Annotated in this window: 19 protein-coding genes and 2 pseudogenes; 10 read left to right on the top strand and 11 right to left on the bottom strand. The window is 62.9% G+C overall.

Annotated features, from left to right (window positions below):
- Nucleotides 1-2 precede the first annotated feature (2 nt).
- Nucleotides 3-629 carry a response regulator gene (locus PDM29_RS17660; RefSeq protein ID WP_311191350.1) on the bottom strand — a complete coding sequence of 209 codons (627 nt, stop codon included), beginning with the start codon at nucleotides 627-629 and terminating at the stop codon, nucleotides 3-5.
- Nucleotides 622-3,576, bottom strand: a complete 2,955-nt coding sequence (locus PDM29_RS17655) for a sensor histidine kinase (RefSeq protein WP_311191349.1) — start codon at nucleotides 3,574-3,576, stop codon at nucleotides 622-624. Before PDM29_RS17655 ends, PDM29_RS17660 begins: the two co-directional genes overlap by 8 nt.
- A 212-nt stretch (nucleotides 3,577-3,788) precedes the next feature.
- Here PDM29_RS17655 and PDM29_RS17650 point away from each other — a divergent pair, with 212 nt between their 5' ends.
- Nucleotides 3,789-4,118, top strand: a complete 330-nt coding sequence (locus PDM29_RS17650) for a hypothetical protein (RefSeq protein ID WP_311191348.1) — start codon at nucleotides 3,789-3,791, stop codon at nucleotides 4,116-4,118.
- A gap of 9 nt (nucleotides 4,119-4,127) precedes the next feature.
- Here the strand turns inward: PDM29_RS17650 and PDM29_RS17645 are convergent, their stop codons facing one another.
- On the bottom strand, nucleotides 4,128-5,162 hold the full coding sequence (locus PDM29_RS17645; protein ID WP_425508761.1) for a Kelch repeat-containing protein: 1,035 nt from the start codon (nucleotides 5,160-5,162) through the stop codon (nucleotides 4,128-4,130).
- A 170-nt stretch (nucleotides 5,163-5,332) separates the two neighbouring features.
- On the opposite strand from PDM29_RS17645, the gene PDM29_RS17640 reads away from it, so the two are divergent.
- Together PDM29_RS17640 and PDM29_RS17635 are read left to right on the top strand one after the other, a co-directional pair.
- Nucleotides 5,333-6,028 (top strand): hypothetical protein, encoded by a 696-nt coding sequence (locus PDM29_RS17640; RefSeq protein WP_311191346.1) that lies wholly within the window; start codon nucleotides 5,333-5,335, stop codon nucleotides 6,026-6,028.
- 17 nt (nucleotides 6,029-6,045) lie between these two features.
- Nucleotides 6,046-7,641 (top strand): DUF2235 domain-containing protein, encoded by a 1,596-nt coding sequence (locus tag PDM29_RS17635; protein ID WP_311191345.1) that lies wholly within the window; start codon nucleotides 6,046-6,048, stop codon nucleotides 7,639-7,641.
- Nucleotides 7,642-7,864: 223 nt separating this feature from the next.
- Here PDM29_RS17635 and PDM29_RS17630 read toward each other — a convergent pair whose 3' ends face one another.
- Together PDM29_RS17630 and PDM29_RS17625 are read right to left on the bottom strand one after the other, a co-directional pair.
- Nucleotides 7,865-8,995 carry an alpha/beta hydrolase family protein gene (locus PDM29_RS17630; protein WP_425508760.1) on the bottom strand — a complete coding sequence of 377 codons (1,131 nt, stop codon included), beginning with the start codon at nucleotides 8,993-8,995 and terminating at the stop codon, nucleotides 7,865-7,867.
- Between the two features lie 23 nt (nucleotides 8,996-9,018).
- Nucleotides 9,019-9,843: an AraC family transcriptional regulator gene (locus PDM29_RS17625; RefSeq protein ID WP_311191343.1), complete on the bottom strand. Its 825-nt coding sequence runs from the start codon at nucleotides 9,841-9,843 to the stop codon at nucleotides 9,019-9,021.
- A 142-nt stretch (nucleotides 9,844-9,985) separates the two neighbouring features.
- Here PDM29_RS17625 and PDM29_RS17620 point away from each other — a divergent pair, with 142 nt between their 5' ends.
- The 4 genes and pseudogenes from PDM29_RS17620 to PDM29_RS21090 all read left to right on the top strand — a co-directional run bounded on the left by PDM29_RS17620 (nucleotide 9,986) and on the right by PDM29_RS21090 (nucleotide 12,523).
- Nucleotides 9,986-10,207, top strand: coding sequence for a hypothetical protein (locus PDM29_RS17620; protein WP_311191342.1), 222 nt, complete (start codon nucleotides 9,986-9,988; stop codon nucleotides 10,205-10,207).
- Nucleotides 10,208-10,316: 109 nt separating this feature from the next.
- Nucleotides 10,317-11,372: an alpha/beta hydrolase gene (locus tag PDM29_RS17615; RefSeq protein WP_311191341.1), complete on the top strand. Its 1,056-nt coding sequence runs from the start codon at nucleotides 10,317-10,319 to the stop codon at nucleotides 11,370-11,372.
- A pseudogene (locus PDM29_RS21095) lies at nucleotides 11,369-11,860 on the top strand ((R)-mandelonitrile lyase); the annotation flags it as partial. The gene PDM29_RS17615 and the pseudogene PDM29_RS21095, both read left to right, overlap by 4 nt.
- A complete protein-coding gene (locus PDM29_RS21090; RefSeq protein WP_425508759.1) occupies nucleotides 11,834-12,523 on the top strand; it encodes a carboxymuconolactone decarboxylase family protein in 690 nt (229 codons plus the stop codon). The pseudogene PDM29_RS21095 and the gene PDM29_RS21090, both read left to right, overlap by 27 nt.
- Before the next feature lie 3 nt (nucleotides 12,524-12,526).
- Here the strand turns inward: PDM29_RS21090 and PDM29_RS17605 are convergent, their stop codons facing one another.
- On the bottom strand, nucleotides 12,527-13,420 hold the full coding sequence (locus tag PDM29_RS17605) for a LysR family transcriptional regulator (RefSeq protein ID WP_311191339.1): 894 nt from the start codon (nucleotides 13,418-13,420) through the stop codon (nucleotides 12,527-12,529).
- A gap of 602 nt (nucleotides 13,421-14,022) precedes the next feature.
- On the opposite strand from PDM29_RS17605, the gene PDM29_RS17600 reads away from it, so the two are divergent.
- The gene (locus tag PDM29_RS17600; RefSeq protein WP_311191338.1) at nucleotides 14,023-14,346 is read left to right on the top strand and encodes a hypothetical protein; all 324 of its coding nucleotides are present in this window, start codon (nucleotides 14,023-14,025) and stop codon (nucleotides 14,344-14,346) included.
- A gap of 147 nt (nucleotides 14,347-14,493) precedes the next feature.
- On the top strand, nucleotides 14,494-14,922 hold the full coding sequence (locus tag PDM29_RS17595) for an NUDIX hydrolase (protein ID WP_311191337.1): 429 nt from the start codon (nucleotides 14,494-14,496) through the stop codon (nucleotides 14,920-14,922).
- Between the two features lie 157 nt (nucleotides 14,923-15,079).
- Here the strand turns inward: PDM29_RS17595 and PDM29_RS17590 are convergent.
- Both PDM29_RS17590 and PDM29_RS17585 read right to left on the bottom strand, forming a co-directional pair.
- A pseudogene (locus tag PDM29_RS17590) lies at nucleotides 15,080-15,397 on the bottom strand (putative toxin-antitoxin system toxin component, PIN family); the annotation flags it as partial.
- Nucleotides 15,397-15,636 (bottom strand): ribbon-helix-helix domain-containing protein, encoded by a 240-nt coding sequence (locus PDM29_RS17585; protein WP_311191336.1) that lies wholly within the window; start codon nucleotides 15,634-15,636, stop codon nucleotides 15,397-15,399. The gene PDM29_RS17585 and the pseudogene PDM29_RS17590, both read right to left, overlap by 1 nt.
- 306 nt (nucleotides 15,637-15,942) lie before the next feature.
- Between PDM29_RS17585 and PDM29_RS17580 the strand changes: the two genes are divergently transcribed.
- Nucleotides 15,943-16,416, top strand: a complete 474-nt coding sequence (locus tag PDM29_RS17580; protein WP_311191335.1) for a hotdog fold domain-containing protein — start codon at nucleotides 15,943-15,945, stop codon at nucleotides 16,414-16,416.
- A gap of 134 nt (nucleotides 16,417-16,550) precedes the next feature.
- Here PDM29_RS17580 and PDM29_RS17575 read toward each other — a convergent pair whose 3' ends face one another.
- Genes PDM29_RS17575 through PDM29_RS17565 form a run of 3 tightly spaced genes read right to left on the bottom strand, consistent with a single transcriptional unit; the run spans nucleotide 16,551 to nucleotide 18,027 of the window.
- Nucleotides 16,551-16,931, bottom strand: coding sequence for a response regulator (locus tag PDM29_RS17575; protein ID WP_311191334.1), 381 nt, complete (start codon nucleotides 16,929-16,931; stop codon nucleotides 16,551-16,553).
- A 30-nt stretch (nucleotides 16,932-16,961) separates the two neighbouring features.
- A complete protein-coding gene (locus PDM29_RS17570) occupies nucleotides 16,962-17,516 on the bottom strand; it encodes a cysteine hydrolase family protein (protein ID WP_311191333.1) in 555 nt (184 codons plus the stop codon).
- A gap of 13 nt (nucleotides 17,517-17,529) precedes the next feature.
- Nucleotides 17,530-18,027, bottom strand: coding sequence for a YciE/YciF ferroxidase family protein (locus PDM29_RS17565; RefSeq protein WP_311191332.1), 498 nt, complete (start codon nucleotides 18,025-18,027; stop codon nucleotides 17,530-17,532).
- Nucleotides 18,028-18,168 lie beyond the last annotated feature (141 nt).

Raw genomic sequence — 18,168 nt, 5'->3', positions numbered from 1 at the left:
GGTCACAGGTCGATGATGCCGCGCCGTGCCGCTATCGTGACGGCATGGGTGCGGTCGGCCACGCCCAGCTTGGCAAAGATGCTCTTCAGATGTCCCTTGACGGTTGCCTCGGTCAGATTCAACTCAGACCCGATCTGCTTGTTGGCTTTTCCATTGGCCACCAGCCTCAGAATGGCGACCTCCCGATCGGTAAGCATGCCATCACCCACATGCAGCGCGATCTCATCGGCGACCTCTCTGTGCACATGGCGCTTGCCTCGGGACACGTTCAGTACCGCATCTGCCAGTTCCGTCCGCAGGCCGCTCTTGAGCAGGTAGCCCATCGCGCCGGCCTTGAGCGCGGCCACGGCGGAAGCATCGCCCTGATAGGTCGTCAACACGATGATGCGCGCATCAGGAAACTCCGCGCGGATGGCGGTTATGCCTTCCAGCCCGTTGCTGCCCGGCATCTGAAGATCCATCAGCACCACATCCGGCTTCAGTAGCCGGAACTGGACAAGGGCGTCTTGGCCGTTGTCAGCCTCACCGACAATCGTGATATCGGTGCGATCCTCAAACAGGGCACACACGCCAGCTCGCAGTACCGGGTGGTCATCCACCACCAGCACGCGTACGTTGTTTTCAGTCATTGGATTCTCTCCCAAAAATTCGTTTCCACCAGCCAGCTTTGCGTGCATGGCGTTCGCCATAGGCGAGCTTCCCCGGAAGCAGCAGCGTCAGTTCGACGCCATCTCCGCGCACACTGATGATGTTGAGGATGCCGCCGATCCGCTCCGCGCGCTCGCGCATGCCGACCAGCCCAAAGTGGCCCGCTTTGCGGCCCTGCTCAAGCACGTCCTCGGGAATGCCGACGCCATCGTCGCGCAACCTGACGGCCAGATGGCGGGACGCATAGTCAACGGCGATCTCAACTTCGCTGGCCTGGGCGTGATGCGCGATGTTCAACAGGCCTTCTTTGACGATCTTGGCGATCTCCTCAGCCACCAGCGGATGCAGCCGGCGAGGCCGCCCTTCAATCAGCAGGCGAACCGACACCGGCGGGGAAAACGCTGTTTCAGCCGCGATGCGCTTGAGCGTGGTAAGCAGGTCCTCACCTTCGTCCGCGCCCCGCAGATCGTGGACGCTGTTTCGCGCCTCGGTCACAACCGCGTCTGCCGCCACGAGCGCGGAATCCAGCTTTCGGGCGACCGGCGTTTCCCTGGGCATCGTATTGGCCACCGCCTGGAAGCGCAGCACAAGGCCCATGACACCCTGCAGCAGCGTGTCATGAAGTTCACGCGCGATGCGTTCCCGCTCGGCGTTGCGTTCTTCAAGCCGGGTGCGTATCTGATTCGACGTCTGCCGCAGATGCAGGCGATGCAGTGCGTACAGAACAAGAAGCGTCGCCGCAAGGCACAGCAACGGAAACCAGCCGGTTTGGAAGAACGTCTTCGGAATGTCGAAATCCAACGATGCGGCGGCCGGGGTCCAGGCGCCATCGCTGTTGGCCGCCATCACCTCAAAGCGGTAGTTGCCCGGCGTCAGGTTGGTGTAGAAGGCCTGGCGCCGCTGCCCAGGATGTACCCAATCCTGATCGAAACCCTGCAGGCGGTACTTCACCTGGGCACGCTGCGGGTCGGAAAAGGTCAGCACCGCGTAATCAATCTCGACCTTGGACGTAGCGGCGGGGAGCTTGACGCTGACGGGGTCTCGATGCACGTTCGTCCCATCCCTCAAGGCGGTGATCGAAACCCCCGGGGCAACGTCGCTATTTTCCAACGCGGCAGGATCCAGCCATAGCGTGCCGGTCTGGGTGGCAATCCATAGCCGGCCATCTCCTCCCATGACCAGGGCGCGCTGTGAATGCGAATGGGCACGGCTTGCCAGCCCGTCGCCGCGGCCAAGCGAAAAGCCGGGAGGCTGGAGCCTCCCTTTCGCGAACGCCTGTTCCAGCTCCTCCTTGGATATCCGCGCCAGCATGCGCGGGTAGGTCACCCACATGTCCCCTCCGGACGTCTGGGCCAAACCATTGATCCGGCTGGCGGGTGTGATGTCGGGGGTCCAGGCGGTGACACCCTCCTTATCGTCCAGACGGGTCAGCCCAAAGGCACCTGCCGCGTATAGATGGCCTTCCGTCGTCTGCAGCGTGAGCACTTTCGGCGGGCTGCCGCCAAAGCGCAGGGGTGTTGTTGACATGCGACCTGATTCATACCGGATCAGCCGCTCGCCTGACTGAAATGCAATGCCGCCATTGGGGGTGGACGTCAGCGTCGTCGGGTAGGTCGCGGCATGGCTGCCAGCATCGAACACCTTCTGCCACTGTCCTTTGCGCAGCACATGCACGCCACCGCCAGCGGACGACAGCCAGAACCCGCCCTTGGCGTCGAAGGCGCAGTCATAGGCGATGTTGTGGCGGGCTTCCAGATCAGGACGCTGCAGCCGCCGCAGCGGCGCCCGCTCTGACCAGGCAAGCACCTCGGTGCGCAGAACAACCCAAACGCTTCCCTGGGCAGATTCGCACAGAGCTTCAGGCTCGACGATGTTCTCAATGATGGGTTCGGGCACCCCGTGCGCAGGTACGCGGAAGACGGTGTTCGCCTGTCCGATGTACACAGTTCCGTCATGGGCTGCGAGCAACTTGTCCCCAAAGCGGGCAGGGGAGGCCAGCGATGGCTCGCGGACGAAGGCCGCTTCCCTCAGTCGATCCAGTCCGCCTTCCGTGCCAATCCAGACATTGCCTTCGCGGTCTTCGAAGATGGCGTGCACGATGTCGGAAGACAAACCCTCCTGGGTGGTGAGGGTCTCTGCGGGAGCCTGCAATGGGTACTCGCTGCTCACCGCCTGATAGCGGCGCACGCCCTGATAGCGCGTGACCACCCACAGGTTTCCCTTGCGGTCGAACACCGGCATGCCGCGGACATCCAGCTCGTCCGTGGGGTAGCGCGGGGAAAAAGCGGCCACCGTGCTGCGGTCGGGGTCCGCCGGCAACGCATAGGTACCCGTGCGGTCCGACGCCCATATGGCTCCTTGCGCATCCCGCGAGAGCCGGGTGGGCAACCCCGCGTTCAGAACCTTGAATCGGTCCTCACCGGGCCGCAACCAGGCAGCCCCTTCACTGGCGGCTACCCACAGGGTGCCGTCGCCGGCCACAAGCAGGTGCGACGCATTGCTTTCGGGTAGGCCATCGCGCGCGTCGAATACGCGGCTTGCGCCGTCCTTCAGCCGAACCACCTGCGCATTGTAGTTGGCCGTCAGGGCCCAGACTGCACCATCCTTGCCCTCGGCCATGCTGACCACCCGGTCCGGGGCAGGGGGTCCCTTCATTAGACGAAGTGCGCCGTTGCGGTACACACCGAACCGATGCGAGCTTTCAAAGGCGACCCATATGCCGCCGGACCGGGTGGCCAACAGGGCACTGGGCGCATCATTTTTCAGGGGCACCTCGGCGTCAATCCGCTCGAACCGAAGGCCGTCGAACCGGTACAAGCCATCCCCCGTTGCCAGCCAGATGAAACCGTCCCGTCCCTGCGCTATCGAAACCACCGGCACCGGTGCGTCATTGCCTTCCAGCCAACGCTGATGCACGTAACGACTCATGCCGGCACCCTGGCCGGCGTGGGCACAGGCAGACACCAGCAGAAACAGACAGAGCGTTAGGCGCGAAGGCAGCCACATCCGCCGGATCATACCCCCGTTCAGATAGGCTGGCACCCTTCTTTCGAGTCTTGTCGCCCCTGCCTTTCGGGCTATCGTGGCGCATGACTGGATACGTTTACAGATTCCCCGGCGGCACCGCAGGCGTCGGCTTGGTGTTCCTGCGCCTGGCGGGCACTTTTGAACTCATCAGCACGGTACTGGCGATGCAGCTGTCAGGTGCGGCCGCGCTGCTGGTGTGCATGCTTGCATCCTTGACTGCATTCGCACTGCTGGTCGGTCTGGTCACCACTGTCGCCGCGCTTGTTGCATGCGGGTTTGCACTCCTTTCGCTGTTGCGGCTGCCACTGGCGGAAGTCTGGGCTTTACACCTGTGTGTATTCATCGCCCTTGCATTGATGGGGCCGGGTGCGATCTCGGTGGATGCCCGTCTGCATGGCAGGCGCGTGGTGCACCTCCAGGCGCGAGCGCCTGACGAAGAGTGACGGGCTTTGTCAGTCCAGTTCGACGTGCAGCGTCTCCACACTGTTGAGCTCTGGCCCGCCGCCCCGGTTGGCGCTGCCTGCTGCGACGATCACGGAACCACCGTGTTGTCCGGCCTGGAATCCGTGGCGTCCCTGTCTGAGTGACGCCACGGTGGTCCACATACCGGTCGCGGGGTCGAGCGCCTCGACTTCATCGTGCGCCTCTTTCTGGCTGGCGCTTTCGCCCCCCAGCACCAGCACCTTGCCGGCAGTCGCCACTGCCGAAGTCCCGGCGCGCGGGGTCGGAATGGGCGAGGGCAGGGTGCGCCAGGTATTGCTGGCAATGTCGTAGACGTCCACCGGCTTCACCGTTCTGGAGAAGGATTCGCCTGTGTTGTGGGAGGATTCGCGCCCGGCAGCCGCATAGACGCGACCATCCATCGCCACAGCGTGGAAGTGATCACGCGCATTGGGCGCGTCGGCGAGCTCCTTCCATTCGCCGGTCGCGATGTTGAAGGCGTCGGTCCAACGGACATAGCCGTTGTTGTGACCCTTGGCATTGCCACCGACCACGTAGGCGATATCCCCTTCAATCGCTACACCTGCTGCACCACGGCGGCGCGCTTCTGGAATGGTCGCCCCGGCCGTCCAGCGATCCACCTTCGGGTCGTAGATCAGTACGTTGGCAAGCGGCGTCTCATCCGGGAATCCACCGGTGAATCCGGTGATGATCAGCAACTTCCCAGCATGCGCAACCGCCTGTGCGTGATGCACCTCCAGGGGTGGCGTCGCCAAGGTGCTCCATTTGCGCGTACTCAAGTCCAGTGCCTGCAACGCACGATCGCCACGACCGCCCATCACGTAGAGGCGATCGCCGATGACGACAGCCGAGCTTTCGTGACGCTCCTGCGCGCTGCCGGTGGCCTGCAGCGTCTGCCAGGCGGAGCTGGGTGCCCCGACATCACGCGCGGATGCAGCGCCTGTGGCCACGCCTAGCGCTACTGCGATAGCCATCGCAGCGTAGGAAAAGCGAGTGTGCCGGAAGCGGTCGAAGGTGCGACGCATCATGCGGAAGTCTCCTGCTTATCGAGCTCGAGATCCGCATCATCGCCGATTGGGATGCAATGCGTCGTGATTGGCAGTTAACACTCTGCCTGTCGGTCCATGTCCGCGACCTGTGATAACGTCGGTAGCCATTCAGCCCGCCAGGGCCCGAACCACGGGGAGGAACACCCATGCGCAGACTTCCCATGCAGATGGCTGCGGTGACCAGTCTGGCCCTGTCCGCCTGCGCTACCAGCGGGAGCGCGGAACCCGCAACGACACAGATCCAGGAGAGTGCGCCCATGGAACACGCGCGATATACCTACCCGGAGACACCGGTGCTGACAAGCGGAGAACTGGCCCCGGCCGGCGATCCTGCCAAGGCGGCAGCGATGAACGAGAAGGCTCCCGCATGGCCGCTGCGCTTCGACAAGCACACATTCTCTGCGCGCTGCTTCGACACGGTGTCCTGCAACGTTGTTTACGACGGCGTGCATCACGGATCCGACAAGCCAGCGCCGTCCGGAGCCTCCTATGGCCCCGATCATCTCAAGGACTGGAACGGCGGGCATGGAGGAATCCGCAACTTCCCGCCGCCGGCCAAGGTGGCATGGACATCCAAGGACGGCAGCTCGCACGAGGCCGAGATTGATATCGGTCAGATATTCGCCGACGAACTCGTCCGGCACTACGTGCCGCGGGAAGAGGTGGCCGAAGTGCCGAACGGCCAGATCAGCGTGAATCCCGCGATTCTGCTTGAAGTGGATGACCGCACCCTACGCGTTTACATGAAGGCGTTCGTTCCGACCCGACATCTGCAGATGCCGGGCAATCCGCTGTCGGCGGTGCGTAGAGACCCCGTTCTGGTCAAGACGTATACCTACTGAGCCAAAGGAAGGACCCCATGGGTGAGCTGAACTCCAGCACCGGAAGCCGTCCCGCCAGCGCAGAAGATCTTCGGCTTCAACAATCGCTGCGCGAGCAGATGGCACAGCTCTCTGTGCCGTTGCTGCAGAATCGCAGCAATTCTCATGAATATCTGTTCTATGCGTTCCTGGATGGCACCGGGCAGGATCTCAACAATCCGAAACTGGGCGAACCGACCACGATCGGGGTCGCCTTCAAGCAGGTCGAGCAGAAGGCCAACGAGCCAGACAGTCGCATCGGCACGCACTACTCCCGAGGCATCGGTACCCAGCAGAATGCCATCGGACGTGCACTGGATGGGGCATTTGCCTACTCGTGGGACGACGGCATCAAGGAAGCCTACCGGGCTTTGGCAGACCAGGCCCAGCAATGGAAGCAGGGCGACCCTGAGGCACAGATCAGACTGGTCAGTGCCGGCTACAGCCGCGGCGCCGTGCAGGTGGCGGGCCTTGCCCGTCTCGTTGACGCGTACGGCATTGCCAACCCCGCCAGCCTGGAGTTTGGCAAGGACACCAACGGCAACATCAGCGTCATGAGCAAGCTCCCCGCGCTGGTGGCACCGGGGCAGGCGGTGCAGGCCACCTTGCATCTGGACCCCGTCGCCACCCACATGCCAACCAACTACGACGCCCGCCTGCCACCCAGCGTCATCTCCCGTGTCTCCATTCTCGCCGCCGATGAGCGCCGGGAACTGTTCCCGCATCAGACCATCAACGATCCAGGCATCACACCAGATCGCCTCGCGATCAACGTGGCTGCGCCGGGCGGTCACTCCAACGTAGGTGGCGGCAACAAGGAGCCCGGGCTGGAAATCCTCACCGGCAATGCAGCCTTCGACTACCTCAATCAGCTGAGCGACCGCCCGCTGTTCGAGAGGCGCCCCGTGCCCACGGACCTTTCGTCGATCACCGTCTATCAGGCCGGCGGTGCCACAGCCGTGTTCGGCCTGAAGCTGGACAACGATGGTCAGCGCAATCTGCGTGATGAGCTGGCCAACTGCAAGATTGTCGATCCCTGCCGTGATTCCGAGCCGGTCGATCAGAGGCTCGCGTCGCAGTTCGAGTACCGTTCCATCCCGATTGATGCAGTCGAGCGGGCGCAACTGCAGGCCCTGGTCCAGCAGGCCGTGCAGCGCGACATGGCCTGGACAGCGCCGCCACGTCCCAGCCCGGACTCGCCCGAGCATCCCAGCCACTCGTCACTGCTGCGCATCCGAGAAGGGGTTCAGATCGCCGAGCGTGGCGGGCAGATCAGTTTTGCCAGCGACGCCGAACGTGAGCAGTTCAGCCGTTCCGCATTGGCCAGCATGAAGGACAGCCGCGACATGTCTCACGTAGACGCCGTGGTCATCGGCACCAAGGGCTACGCGTTCCTGGTCGAGAACGGCAGCAACGCGCACGACCAGCGCCGGATCCCCTTCGATATCGAGCAGGCCAAACAGACCCCGGTGGCCGTTTCCGACCAGAAGATCGACAGAGCAGGGCAGGACACCAGCCTGCAGCAGGATCAGCAACGTCAGCAGGCACTGGCTCGAGACGCGGTAGAGCCCGCGATGGGTGGCATGGCACGGTAGGTCGTAGAGCCGGGCTTGCCCGGCTGGGACGTAACACTTGCCTGCCAGATACAGCGCCATGCAAGATTCAGAAGGCGGGACCTTCTTGCACTCGTCGTGCTGGGTATCATTTGGTTTGCCTGGAGCGAAGGTGCCGAGGTGGCGAAGCTGTTCGGAAATCTGATTGGAATGCTCAAGTAATTCGCCGCACTGCGTGCCGAAGCATTGCGTCAGAAGTCAAAGCCTATCGGGCCCCGTCAGATCCCATCGTTGACCTGAAGAGCTCTTCGGCCTGCCGAATTGCCGCCTTATGCGTCACCGTCCTGTCCGCACGACCCTCACACAACGGTCCCACACGCTGTCGGCCAAGTTCGGTACATGCTGACAGGAAATCGTAGTGTCCCACGGCCGGAAGCAATTCCAGTCGCGCCTTGGAGTTCGCTGCGGCAATGGCCTGACCGTTGGTGCCTGGTGAGGCAATCGTATCCGCCTCGCCCACGAGCACCGACACCGGCACCTCCAGCTTCGCCAGCTCAGCTGGATCGAACGCCTGCACAATCGCCGGTGCCATCAGGAACACGGCGCGCACGTTTGGAATGCGGCGGTCTTCCCCTGATTTGGCCACCCAGGGTGCCATTTGCGGCGAGGCCGCCAACGCCATCCGTCGTTCAAAGGTGAACTCAGGATTCTCCAGCTGCGGCGCGCAGACGCCATCCTTGGGATTGGCTTTGCAGAAAGCGACCAGCCGCGCCATGTCCGGCCGAGCACCGGCGGCCACCAGCGCGGTGTAGCCGCCGGCGGAATAACCCACCAGTCCCAGCCGCTCGGCATCGACATGCGCGGTGAGCCTGGAGTCCTCCTGCACCGCCGTCAGGGCAGCCGCCAGATCATCTACCCGGTTCCACATCAGAATGCTGCCGGCGGCGGTCATCGCGTCCATGCCGTTGTTGCCAGGATGATCCACCGCCACCACCACATAACCCGCACGGGCCAGGGCGGTACCGAACCACCCCATCATCCGCGCAGTGCCGCCGTTACCGTGCGACAGCAGCAGCACCGGCCAGCGCCCCGCTGCAACCGGCGCATCCGCAGCCGAAGATCCAACGTCAAACAGCGGGTTTCCCGGCGGCCCGATCGAAATCGGCGCCTCCTTCGCACCGGCCTGCGCCGGATACCACACCGTGTACCGCACCTCATCACTGCGCTCCGCATCACGAATCGCAGCACTAGGCGTATGCGCCACACCATGAACCTCACCCACCACGTGCCCGCTGGATGCCACGGAACCCGTAGAGCCGGGCTCTGCCCGGCTGCTTTTCGCCTCGGCAATCGGCGCAACCAATAAGCCAAACACCGCAACAAAAGCCGCAATCATCCGCACAGAATCTCTCCCAGAAGTCAGCCCATCTCACCCAACGGAATCCATATCTCCACACCACCATTCCCGCTGCGGTCATCAAACCGCGCGTCATACCGCTCAAAGTCCGGCGCATCCGCCAACGTCAGCCCAGACCCCGGAAGGTAGTCGTTCAACAACCAGAACCACGTCTCCCGAATGGCAGAAATATGCCCGGCATGCCAAGCCACCAGATACTCACCACCCGGAACAGTCACCGCACCCCAGGCCACAGGCACGGCCGCACTGGCCCCGATCTCCATCCCGGCAATGTAGTCAAACGCCCCCTCAGCATCCCGGTTGCAGCACACCCCATACGCAATGTCCCGCCCCAGCTCCCGGGTCAGCGCCAGCTGCTGCCACTGCGAAGGAATCGAAGCCACCGTGGCAGACGTATGCCGCGCGCACACGCCCGCCACCCGGAATCCCGCCACCCGGCGGCGCACCGGCTTCACCTCGCAAGGCAGGGGAGGGGCGTCCAACCGCATCGCCTCCACCAGCCTGAGCCCGTCCAGCCCCTCGCGCCGAACCTGCTCGGGTGCCCGCTTGAACTGCTCGGTAAAGGCATGGGTAAAGGCCGTATGCGAGGCGTAACCGGCTCCCAGGGCCACATCCAGAATGGCCGTGCCACCACCGGCCAAAGTACGGGCTGCCTCGCTCAGTCGACGGCCCCGCAGGTAGCGCGCCATCGACGTACCCGTACTGACCTGGAACAGCCGAGACAGGTGGAACGGCGAAAGCTCAACCGCCGCCGCGATCTGGGCCAGCGAGGGATTCTCGGCAAAGTGGCTCTCGATGAACCAAAGGGCCTTGCGCGCCGCACCCATGACGGCTGCTCCGTGTCGTTGACTGGTCAAGAGCGTACCGCAGGGGCGGGCAGGGCGTTTGCGGGATCTTGCTGCGTCTTCACCCGGCCCGGACAGCCAACTTCCTAGTGTTCACCCAGTCGTCCACTTCGAGGATCCGTCCATGGGCCTGAGTTTTCTGTTTGCTGCGGTAGGTGCGCCTGGGTCCTTCTGGAACTCACCCGACAACGTTGCCGCAGTGGTGTGGCTGGGCTTCGGCCTTGCCGCCATCGCATTGGGGTTTGGCCTGGCGAAGGTGTTTCGCCGCTTCAATGGCGTGGCGTGGGCCATGCTGGGTGCGGGCGCACTCATCAGCCTGTACGGCCTCTGGTTGATGCTGACCTGATCCAGTCATTCATATCTCACGCGCATGACTGATATCCAGCTGATGATCTGTTTCTATTAGTGGCCACGGGATAGTTTTGGGTCCAACTCTGGACCCTGGAGACTTCCCGATGAGGAACGCCTTGAAGGCTGCAGCGCTGGCGACCGCGCTCGGCCTTGCTGCCGGCAGTGCATCCGCCGCCAATTACCGGCTCAACCCTTTTACCCTGGCCTATGAAGGCGCGCTTACAGAGAACGCGCCCGGCGAGGTCAACATCCACCCAGTGACCTACGATCTGGATGGCATCCGCATCGCGGCCAATGTGTACACCCCGGCCAACTACGCAGCGACGAAGAAGTACGCGGCCATCGTGGTGGCTCACCCCAACGGCGGGGTGAAAGAACAGGTCGCCGGCCTGTACGCGCAGCGCCTTGCCGAGCTGGGTTACATCGCCATTGCCGCCGATGCGGCTTACCAGGGCGGCAGCGGTGGCGAGCCCCGCAACGTGGACATGCCTGTGCATCGCGTCGAAGACATCCACGGCATGGCGGACTACCTTTCTACTTACCCGGGCGTGGACGCCGAGCGCATTGGGTTACTGGGCATCTGCGGCGGTGGCGGCTACGCCTTGGCGGCCGCCCAGACCGACAAGCGCTTCAAGTCCGTGGCCACGCTGAGCATGTTCAATTCAGGCCGCGTGCGCCGCAACGGCTATCAGGACACCCAGCTGGACAGAATCCAGCAGCGCCTGCAGCAGGCATCGGCCGCACGCGCACAGCAAGCCGCCGGCGGCGAGGTGCTGTACTCCGGCGACGCCAATCTCAGCGACGAGCAGATCGCCAAGCTGCCGTTCGATCTGTACCGGCAGGGCTACGAGTACTACTGGAAGACTCATGCCCATCCTGGGTCCACGTTCCGTTACACCACCAGCAGCCTGCTCGATCTGATGCGCTTCGATGCCACCGAGCAGATGGCGCTGATCAACCAGCCGCTGCTGATGATCGCCGGCAGCAAGGCCGACAGCCTGTACATGACCGTGGCCGCGTACGCCGCCGCATCCGGCACCACCGACAAGGAAATGGCGCTGATTGACGGTGCCACCCACATCGAAACCTACTGGGTGCCGAAGTACGTGGACGCCGCCGTGGCGAAGCTCACCCCGTTCTACGCAAGGACTCTGCAATGACTGCACGCCGTACCAAAGCTGCCAGCAACGCATTGCTGGGCGCTGCGCTGTCCATGGCCGCTCCGTTCGCAGGCGCTGCCGAAACCCCAGGCCAACAGATCACGCGGGCGGGCACGCAGGCGACCACGACCGGACCTGCTGCGAACTTCACCGGCAAGGTACAAGTGGACCCGCTGTTCCCAGCCGATGCCGAAGTACCAGCCTCGTCCGCCTACGTCACCTTTGAACCCGGCGCGCGCTCCGCCTGGCACACCCATCCGGCAGGACAGCGCCTGGTCGTGACCTCCGGCGTTGGTCTCACCCAGGAGTGGGGCAAGCCCGCACAGCAGATTCAAGCCGGTGACGTCGTCGTCTGCCCGGCGGGCGTGAAGCACTGGCACGGCGCCGCGCTGCACAGCGGCATGACCCACCTCACCGTGACCGGCGTCGCCGACGGCAAGGCGGTGACATGGATGGAGCAGGTGAGTGAGGCGCAGTACACCGAGGCCGCAGCCAGCGTCGAGGCGAAGGTGCCGGGACCGCTGTCCGCCAAACAGCAGTCCATCCCGTTGATCGCCGCCGCAGCCGCCACCAGCAACCTGCCTCAATTGAGCGCCGCGTTGAATCGAGGGCTGGATGCCGGTCTCACCGTCAGCGAGGCGAAGGAAGTGCTGGTGCAGATGTATGCCTACACCGGCTTCCCGAAGAGTCTCAATGCGCTGACCGAGCTGATGAAGGTGGTCGACGACCGGAAGGCGAGGGGCGTGGCCACCGAGGCCGGTAAGCCACCCACGGGCGAGGTGCCGGTGGGTGAGGCACTGCGCAAGGTGGGCACCGCCAACCAGACCCGCATCTCCGGTGCGCCGGTAAAGGGGCCGGTGATGGACTTCGCCCCCATCATCAACCAGTACCTGCAGACGCACTTGTTCGGCGACATCTTCGAACGCGACAACCTGGACTGGCAAAGCCGCGAGCTGGCTACGGTGGGCGCACTCGCGGCGATGCCGGGCGTGGAATCACAGCTGCGCTCGCATATGGCAGCCAGCCAACGCGTGGGTTTAAGCCGCGCGCAGTTGCAGCACGTGGCGCAGTTGCTGGCGAGCAGCGGTGATACCGCGGCATCGACCCGCGCACTGCAGGCACTTGAACAGACCCCGCCGATCTCGCCTTGAGAACTACACGGGGTAGCGAAGCGCATCCCGCAACAGCGTAAACGCCGGCGATGACTGCCGGCGGCTCGGGTAATACAGGTGATAGCCGGGGAAGGGCGCGCACCAGTCCTGCAGCACCTGCACCAGTGCGCCCGCCTGCACATGAGGGCGCACCAGGTCTTCCGGCATGTAGGCCAGCCCCAGTCCTTCAAGCGCCGCGCCCAGGCGCATGGCGATGTTGTTGAACACCAGCTGGCCTTCCACTCGTACCTTCAGTTCCTGGCCCTTCTTTTCGAACTCCCAGACGTAGATGCCGCCATAAGTGGGCAGGCGAATCGTGATGCAGTTGTGCTGGGTAAGGTCGTGCGGCGATTTCGGTTTCGGGTGGCGCGCAAAGTAAGCCGGCGAACCGACCACCGCCATGCGCAGCTCCGGCCCCACGCGCACGGCAATCATGTCTTTGGCCACCTGTTCGCCCAGGCGGATGCCGGCGTCATAGCCTTCGGCCACGATGTCAGTGAACCCGTAGTCGACAGTGACCTCGATGTGGAGGTCCGGGTGCTGAGGCAGCAGCTTGCCCAGTACCGGCTGCATGACGGTCAGCGCCGAGTGCTCGCCTGCCGTGATGCGGATGCGCCCGGCCGGCTTGTCACGGAACGCATTGAGCTGGGCCAGTTCGGTGTCGATCTCCTCAAAGCGTGGGGCGATCACGTTCAATAACTGCTCGCCGGCCTCGGTGGGGCACACGCTGCGGGTGGTGCGGGCGAGCAGGCGCACGCCCAGGCGCTCTTCCAGCTGACGCATGGACCGGCTCAAGGCCGGCTGGGACATGCCCAGCTGGGCGGCGGCGCGCGTGAAGCTGCGCTCGCGCGCCACCAGCACGAAGATGGCCAGCTGGTCGTAGTTCTCGATGCCCATTGATGCATCCGGGATATAAACGGTGTCCGATTATGCACCTGAAAACATTGGCGTGTTGGCGGCCACGCCGATGCGACTTCGGATGCCGATGTGGCTTTGGGTGCCGATGCGGGTCCGAATGCCGGTGTGGCTTCTGGTGCCGATGCGGCTCCATGTAGAGCCGGGCTTGCCCGGCTAGCGGGGCAAGCCCCGCTCTACGGGGTGCACGCCCAGCGCCATCTGCGCTGGAAGCGACACAGGCGCATGCTCGGCCACAACGTGTACTGCATGCTGCACCGCGAAACAGAAAACGTGATGCAAGTCCCCATGAATAGCGCTGTTTCGATCCCATTCGGCGGATATGGATTGTTTGCGACAACACACTGCACGCTCCACGAGCCCGATGGAATCTTTGCCGATTCCGCTATCCTCCCATCTGTCGCATGGTGTGCCCCGGGTGTCAGAACCCGGTAACGGTTTGCATGTTGGACGGCTTGTGTCGGGAGGGTGACGAAATACAACACCCTCGCGGAAATACGTCGCACCGTATCCGTTACCACGGTTCTGAACCTCCCGGCTCCCTCGCCATCCTGGCGGGGGAGCAGCACAAGTGGAGAACCATGATGGACAACGACTGGGCCAACCTGACCGACGAGCAGCGGGCCTTCCGCCGGCGCTTCTGGCGCGCACCGAAAAGCGTAATGATCAACGCACTTCACCATGAAGGAATGGAGGAGACCTATCCCGGCTGCCCAAGCGTGCCGTGCATGAAAACGCGCGGGCTGTGGATTCGCGATCTCGGGGTAGAGCCGGGGCGGCGGATGTATCTGGGCACCGGGCAGGAGCTGATCCTGCTGGCGGCGAATCCCTCGCCGGACGCACTGTCAAAGGTCGTGGTGCGGTTTCAGGGAACGGGGGATCGCTGGAAGCTGATCCCGGCCAGCTGACGATAGGGCTCCGATGAGTGGGGCGGTGGCGCCGCCGCCCGATGTCATCGGCTCATTGTCGAAGGTTGGCTCCGAACCTTCCCGGGCTGGATAATCACTACATTGCACGTCGCCACTGGCGCTGCGTTTCCAGATGGATGACGCCTCATGACACAAGAACCACGCCTGGGCTGCGGTGCAGCCATCCTTCAAGATGGGAAGCTGCTGCTCATCAAGCGCCTACGCTCACCTGAGGCAGATCATTGGGGCCTGCCGGGCGGCAAGGTGGATTTGCTGGAGACGGTGGAACACGCAGTGAAGCGTGAGGTCGATGAAGAACTTGGTATCCAATTGGGAGATGTCGAGCTTCTGTGTGTCGTTGACCTGATCGACGCTGATGGTCCTGAGCATTGGGTCGCCCCGGTCTACCTGGCAACGCAGTTCGAAGGCACCCCGCGCCTGATCGAACCAGAGAAGCACTCAGACTTCGGCTGGTTCTCCCTGCACAACCTGCCCGGGCCGCTGACCGAATCCACCCGCGTCGCCGCCCGCCACCTGCTGTCACGGACCGCCCAGGTTCTGGCCACCATCCCGTAGAGCCACGCCGTTGAGGTGACCCCCAAAAGCTGGACATGCGGCTAGGGCGTGGCTGAAGAACTGATAACAACACCTCTTCGCGAAACTGCGTCGGCGTGACGATCCGTGCACGGCCAATATGCCCCAACTGCAGAATTCCAGCCCGGTGATCTCCAGTCACGAGGTAATCCGCGTCTCCCTCGAGCGCCATGGCCAAGAGGAAGGCATCATCGGGGTCATCTGTTTCCGCCAGATTGTTCAGTCGCTCTAGAACAACTGCCCTGCGTAGATAGTTGATCATGGCACCCACCTTGGCAGGTCGGAGGGTAGCCTGAAACTTTGCGTATCGGCTCGCCCTGCGAATCTCGTCAAGTTGCATCCGGGACGTGACAACCTCAAAGCGCGAGGCACGCCACGCACGGTAGATCACATCCGGGGAACCTTTGCTCGAAATCAGGGCACTGAAGAGGATGTTGCTGTCCAGCACAACCCGCATCAGCGCTTACGTGCCCAAGCAAGTGCCTCATCAACAGCTTTGGCGACTTCCGCCTCGCTCAAATGCGCGTTGGCGGCTTTGGCTTGTTCCGCGCTCAAGTCAAAGATGTATGCGCGAACGGCGTCTTCAATGAAGCGTGAGAGATCGCCTTTCCGGCCGCCGCCCTGGCTAGCCAAGAACATTCGCAGTGATTTGTCAATGTCGGCCGAAACAGCAACGTTCCAACGAACGGTACCCATGGTGACTTCCGGAGATAGGTGTATATCTGTGTATACGCCCATGTTTTTAGCCCCGCAATGGAGACTGTCGCTAACGCCTTCATTCCTAAGGCGCGATGCTCGTTGGACGCTAAAGCATCGGAAGTTATGAACAATTATGAGAGAAATCATAATTATGATTTTCTTCATAATGATCCATAACAATTGTGCCGGGCTGAGCCCGCTTGCACGCCAGCGCCGCGTAGAGACGGGCTTGCCCGGCTGCTTTTCACAATCCCCAGAGGCTGCCATACTCAAGCGTATGGCAAATACCCGGGGCGACCTCCCATGGCAAACCAAAGCACCCTGAACCTCTGGACCCGCCTCTCAGCCACCGCCTCCGGCCGCTGGCTGTTCTCCCAGCTCCTGTGCTTCAAAGCCCCGTACTTCCGCTCCATCGCCCCCAGATTCAAGGAACTGGCACCGGGTCACTGCGTCGTCCCCGTCCGCAAGCGCCGCGCCGTGCTCAACCACATCGGCACCGTCCACGCCATCGCCATGTGCAACGCGGCCGAACTGGCGGGCGGGGTGATGACGGAGGTGTCCATTCCGGCCAGTGTTCGTTGGATTCCACGCGGCATGACCGTGGAGTACCTGAAGAAGGCCACCACAAGCGTGACCGCCACAGCACGACCGATGAACCCGTCGTTCGACTGGGCGGTGGCAGGGGAGTACCTGGTTGAGGTTTCCGTTACGGATGCCGGCGGAGAAGCTGTCTTCAAGGCCGTCATCTCGATGTGGGTGTCGCCCAGGAAGCGATGAACTGGCCGAATACCCGTAGAGCCGGGCTTGCCCGGCTGCTTTGATGATCTGCGAGCGAAGAGCAGCCGGGCAAGCCCGGCTCTACGGCCGGCCATCCGCCGCGATCAACATCGGCAGGCGGCCATCCACTGCCATCATGCCGCCGCGATGAGCATCTCCCGCACGGCCGTCTGCAACTCCTCCACATGAAAGGGCTTGGCCACAAATCGCACATGCTGGTGACGAACAGGCACCAGCTGGTCATAAACGGCTGAAGCAAACAAATAGGGCGTATTTGCCGCCGCAAGCCGGTCAGCAACCGGAAATACCACACCGTCGCGCAGTTCCACATCCAGTACCGCCAGGTCAAAGGTTCCGCTTTCAAGCTGCCCCAACGCGTCCAGAACGCTGTAGGCGTGGGTGACCTCATGGCCCAGGTCGGTGATCGCCTGTTCCACGAATCCCGCCAGATGCAGGTCATCTTCCACCAGCAGGATTCTGACGGAAGGGCAGGTGGGTGATGGCTTGTTCTGCATGTTTCTTGTCCGTGAGAGAGTCGGGCTGCTTCAGCCCAGACATTCCTTGATCAGTTCCGGCGTATCCAGGACTTTGGCCGCGCCTGAGTGCGCAAGCACCTGGAGTGCCGCTTTGCGCCGATCCGGCAGTGCGGCCACCGCCTGTCTGGCAACCACGGTTCGGTACTCCCGCGAGTTGGCGTCCAATGCGGTGGCGAGCACGCAGGAGTCCAGCGCCATACCGCACAGCACCAGCTGGTTGACCTTCAGCTTGGCAAGCAAAATGGCGAGCGGGGTGGCGAGAAAGGCGGAGTGCTTTGGCTTCAATACGAAGTAGTGGCCCGCGCCAGGGCCAATATGCTTCACCACCTCGGCAGAACTGCCGCCGTTGTGGCGGCAGTCCCGCACCAGCTGTGGAAAGTCCCGCTGCCAGTCGCCGAAGTTGTCGTTGGCGTAGATCACCGGCAACTGGCGCTTGTCGAACTCCCGGCGAATGCGCGCCGCCTCTTTGGCTGCGTCTATCGCAGCAGGGGCCAGTTCGTCCGCTCCGGGGAAGTCAAACAGGCTGAAAACATCGATGATCAGCAGCGCGGTTCTGGACGCCATGGTGCTTTCCGGCTCAAGCTGCCTGGACAGCCTTGGCGTTGCCACCGCTCTTGGCGAGGATGGTCAGCTTCTCGTCGGTGGCCTTTTCTTCTTCCAGAGTTTCCAGCAGCAGCGGCAGCGCATCCTTGTAGCCCAGCTGCTTTGCAAGTGCGGCCATGGTGCCGTAGGAGGCAATTTCGTAATGCTCGACCTTCTGCGCGCCACCAATCAGCGCCGCATCGCGAACCGGGCCTTCCTCGATGGAATCGATGACTTCCTTGCCTTCTTCCACCAGGCCCTCCATCGCGGCGCACTTGATGCGCTTGAGGCGGATGCCCAGGATTTCCACCACCTGGTCAATGCGCTCGATCTGCCCTTGGGTTTCTTCCAGATGGGTTTCGAACGCCGTGGCAAGATCCGGGTTGGAGGATGCACGGGCCAAGCGGGGCAGGGCCTTGGTGAGCTGCTTTTCAGCGCTGTAGATATCGGAGAGTTCGTGGATGAACAGGTCTTCTGCGGTCTTGATGGCCATGACAGGCGCTCCCTCTAAAGTGAGTGGATAACCTATCGCGGCCGGCGTAGTGCAAAGGGCTAGACGGAGTGAAAACAAAATCGAATAACGCGCCAAGGTAATCGCACCGCATTTACATAAACTGTTCATGTATTGAGCAGC

Origin of the sequence: Stenotrophomonas oahuensis, assembly GCF_031834595.1 — a bacterium.
Lineage (GTDB): Bacteria > Pseudomonadota > Gammaproteobacteria > Xanthomonadales > Xanthomonadaceae > Stenotrophomonas > Stenotrophomonas oahuensis.
This window is presented reverse-complemented; position numbering and strand designations above follow the sequence as displayed.

Bases quoted from the DNA above. Each gene is read 5' to 3' on its own strand.
- PDM29_RS17660 (WP_311191350.1), bottom strand. From the start codon at position 629: ATGACTGAAAACAACGTACGCGTGCTGGTGGTGGATGACCACCCGGTA.
- PDM29_RS17655 (WP_311191349.1), bottom strand. From the start codon at position 3,576: ATGAGTCGTTACGTGCATCAGCGTTGGCTGGAAGGCAATGACGCACCG.
- PDM29_RS17645 (WP_425508761.1), bottom strand. From the start codon at position 5,162: ATGCGTCGCACCTTCGACCGCTTCCGGCACACTCGCTTTTCCTACGCT.
- PDM29_RS17640 (WP_311191346.1), top strand. From the start codon at position 5,333: ATGCGCAGACTTCCCATGCAGATGGCTGCGGTGACCAGTCTGGCCCTG.
- PDM29_RS17635 (WP_311191345.1), top strand. From the start codon at position 6,046: ATGGGTGAGCTGAACTCCAGCACCGGAAGCCGTCCCGCCAGCGCAGAA.
- PDM29_RS17630 (WP_425508760.1), bottom strand. From the start codon at position 8,995: ATGATTGCGGCTTTTGTTGCGGTGTTTGGCTTATTGGTTGCGCCGATT.
- PDM29_RS17625 (WP_311191343.1), bottom strand. From the start codon at position 9,843: ATGGGTGCGGCGCGCAAGGCCCTTTGGTTCATCGAGAGCCACTTTGCC.
- PDM29_RS17620 (WP_311191342.1), top strand. From the start codon at position 9,986: ATGGGCCTGAGTTTTCTGTTTGCTGCGGTAGGTGCGCCTGGGTCCTTC.
- PDM29_RS17615 (WP_311191341.1), top strand. From the start codon at position 10,317: ATGAGGAACGCCTTGAAGGCTGCAGCGCTGGCGACCGCGCTCGGCCTT.
- PDM29_RS17605 (WP_311191339.1), bottom strand. From the start codon at position 13,420: ATGGGCATCGAGAACTACGACCAGCTGGCCATCTTCGTGCTGGTGGCG.
- PDM29_RS17600 (WP_311191338.1), top strand. From the start codon at position 14,023: ATGGACAACGACTGGGCCAACCTGACCGACGAGCAGCGGGCCTTCCGC.
- PDM29_RS17595 (WP_311191337.1), top strand. From the start codon at position 14,494: ATGACACAAGAACCACGCCTGGGCTGCGGTGCAGCCATCCTTCAAGAT.
- PDM29_RS17585 (WP_311191336.1), bottom strand. From the start codon at position 15,636: ATGGGTACCGTTCGTTGGAACGTTGCTGTTTCGGCCGACATTGACAAA.
- PDM29_RS17580 (WP_311191335.1), top strand. From the start codon at position 15,943: ATGGCAAACCAAAGCACCCTGAACCTCTGGACCCGCCTCTCAGCCACC.
- PDM29_RS17575 (WP_311191334.1), bottom strand. From the start codon at position 16,931: ATGCAGAACAAGCCATCACCCACCTGCCCTTCCGTCAGAATCCTGCTG.
- PDM29_RS17570 (WP_311191333.1), bottom strand. From the start codon at position 17,516: ATGGCGTCCAGAACCGCGCTGCTGATCATCGATGTTTTCAGCCTGTTT.
- PDM29_RS17565 (WP_311191332.1), bottom strand. From the start codon at position 18,027: ATGGCCATCAAGACCGCAGAAGACCTGTTCATCCACGAACTCTCCGAT.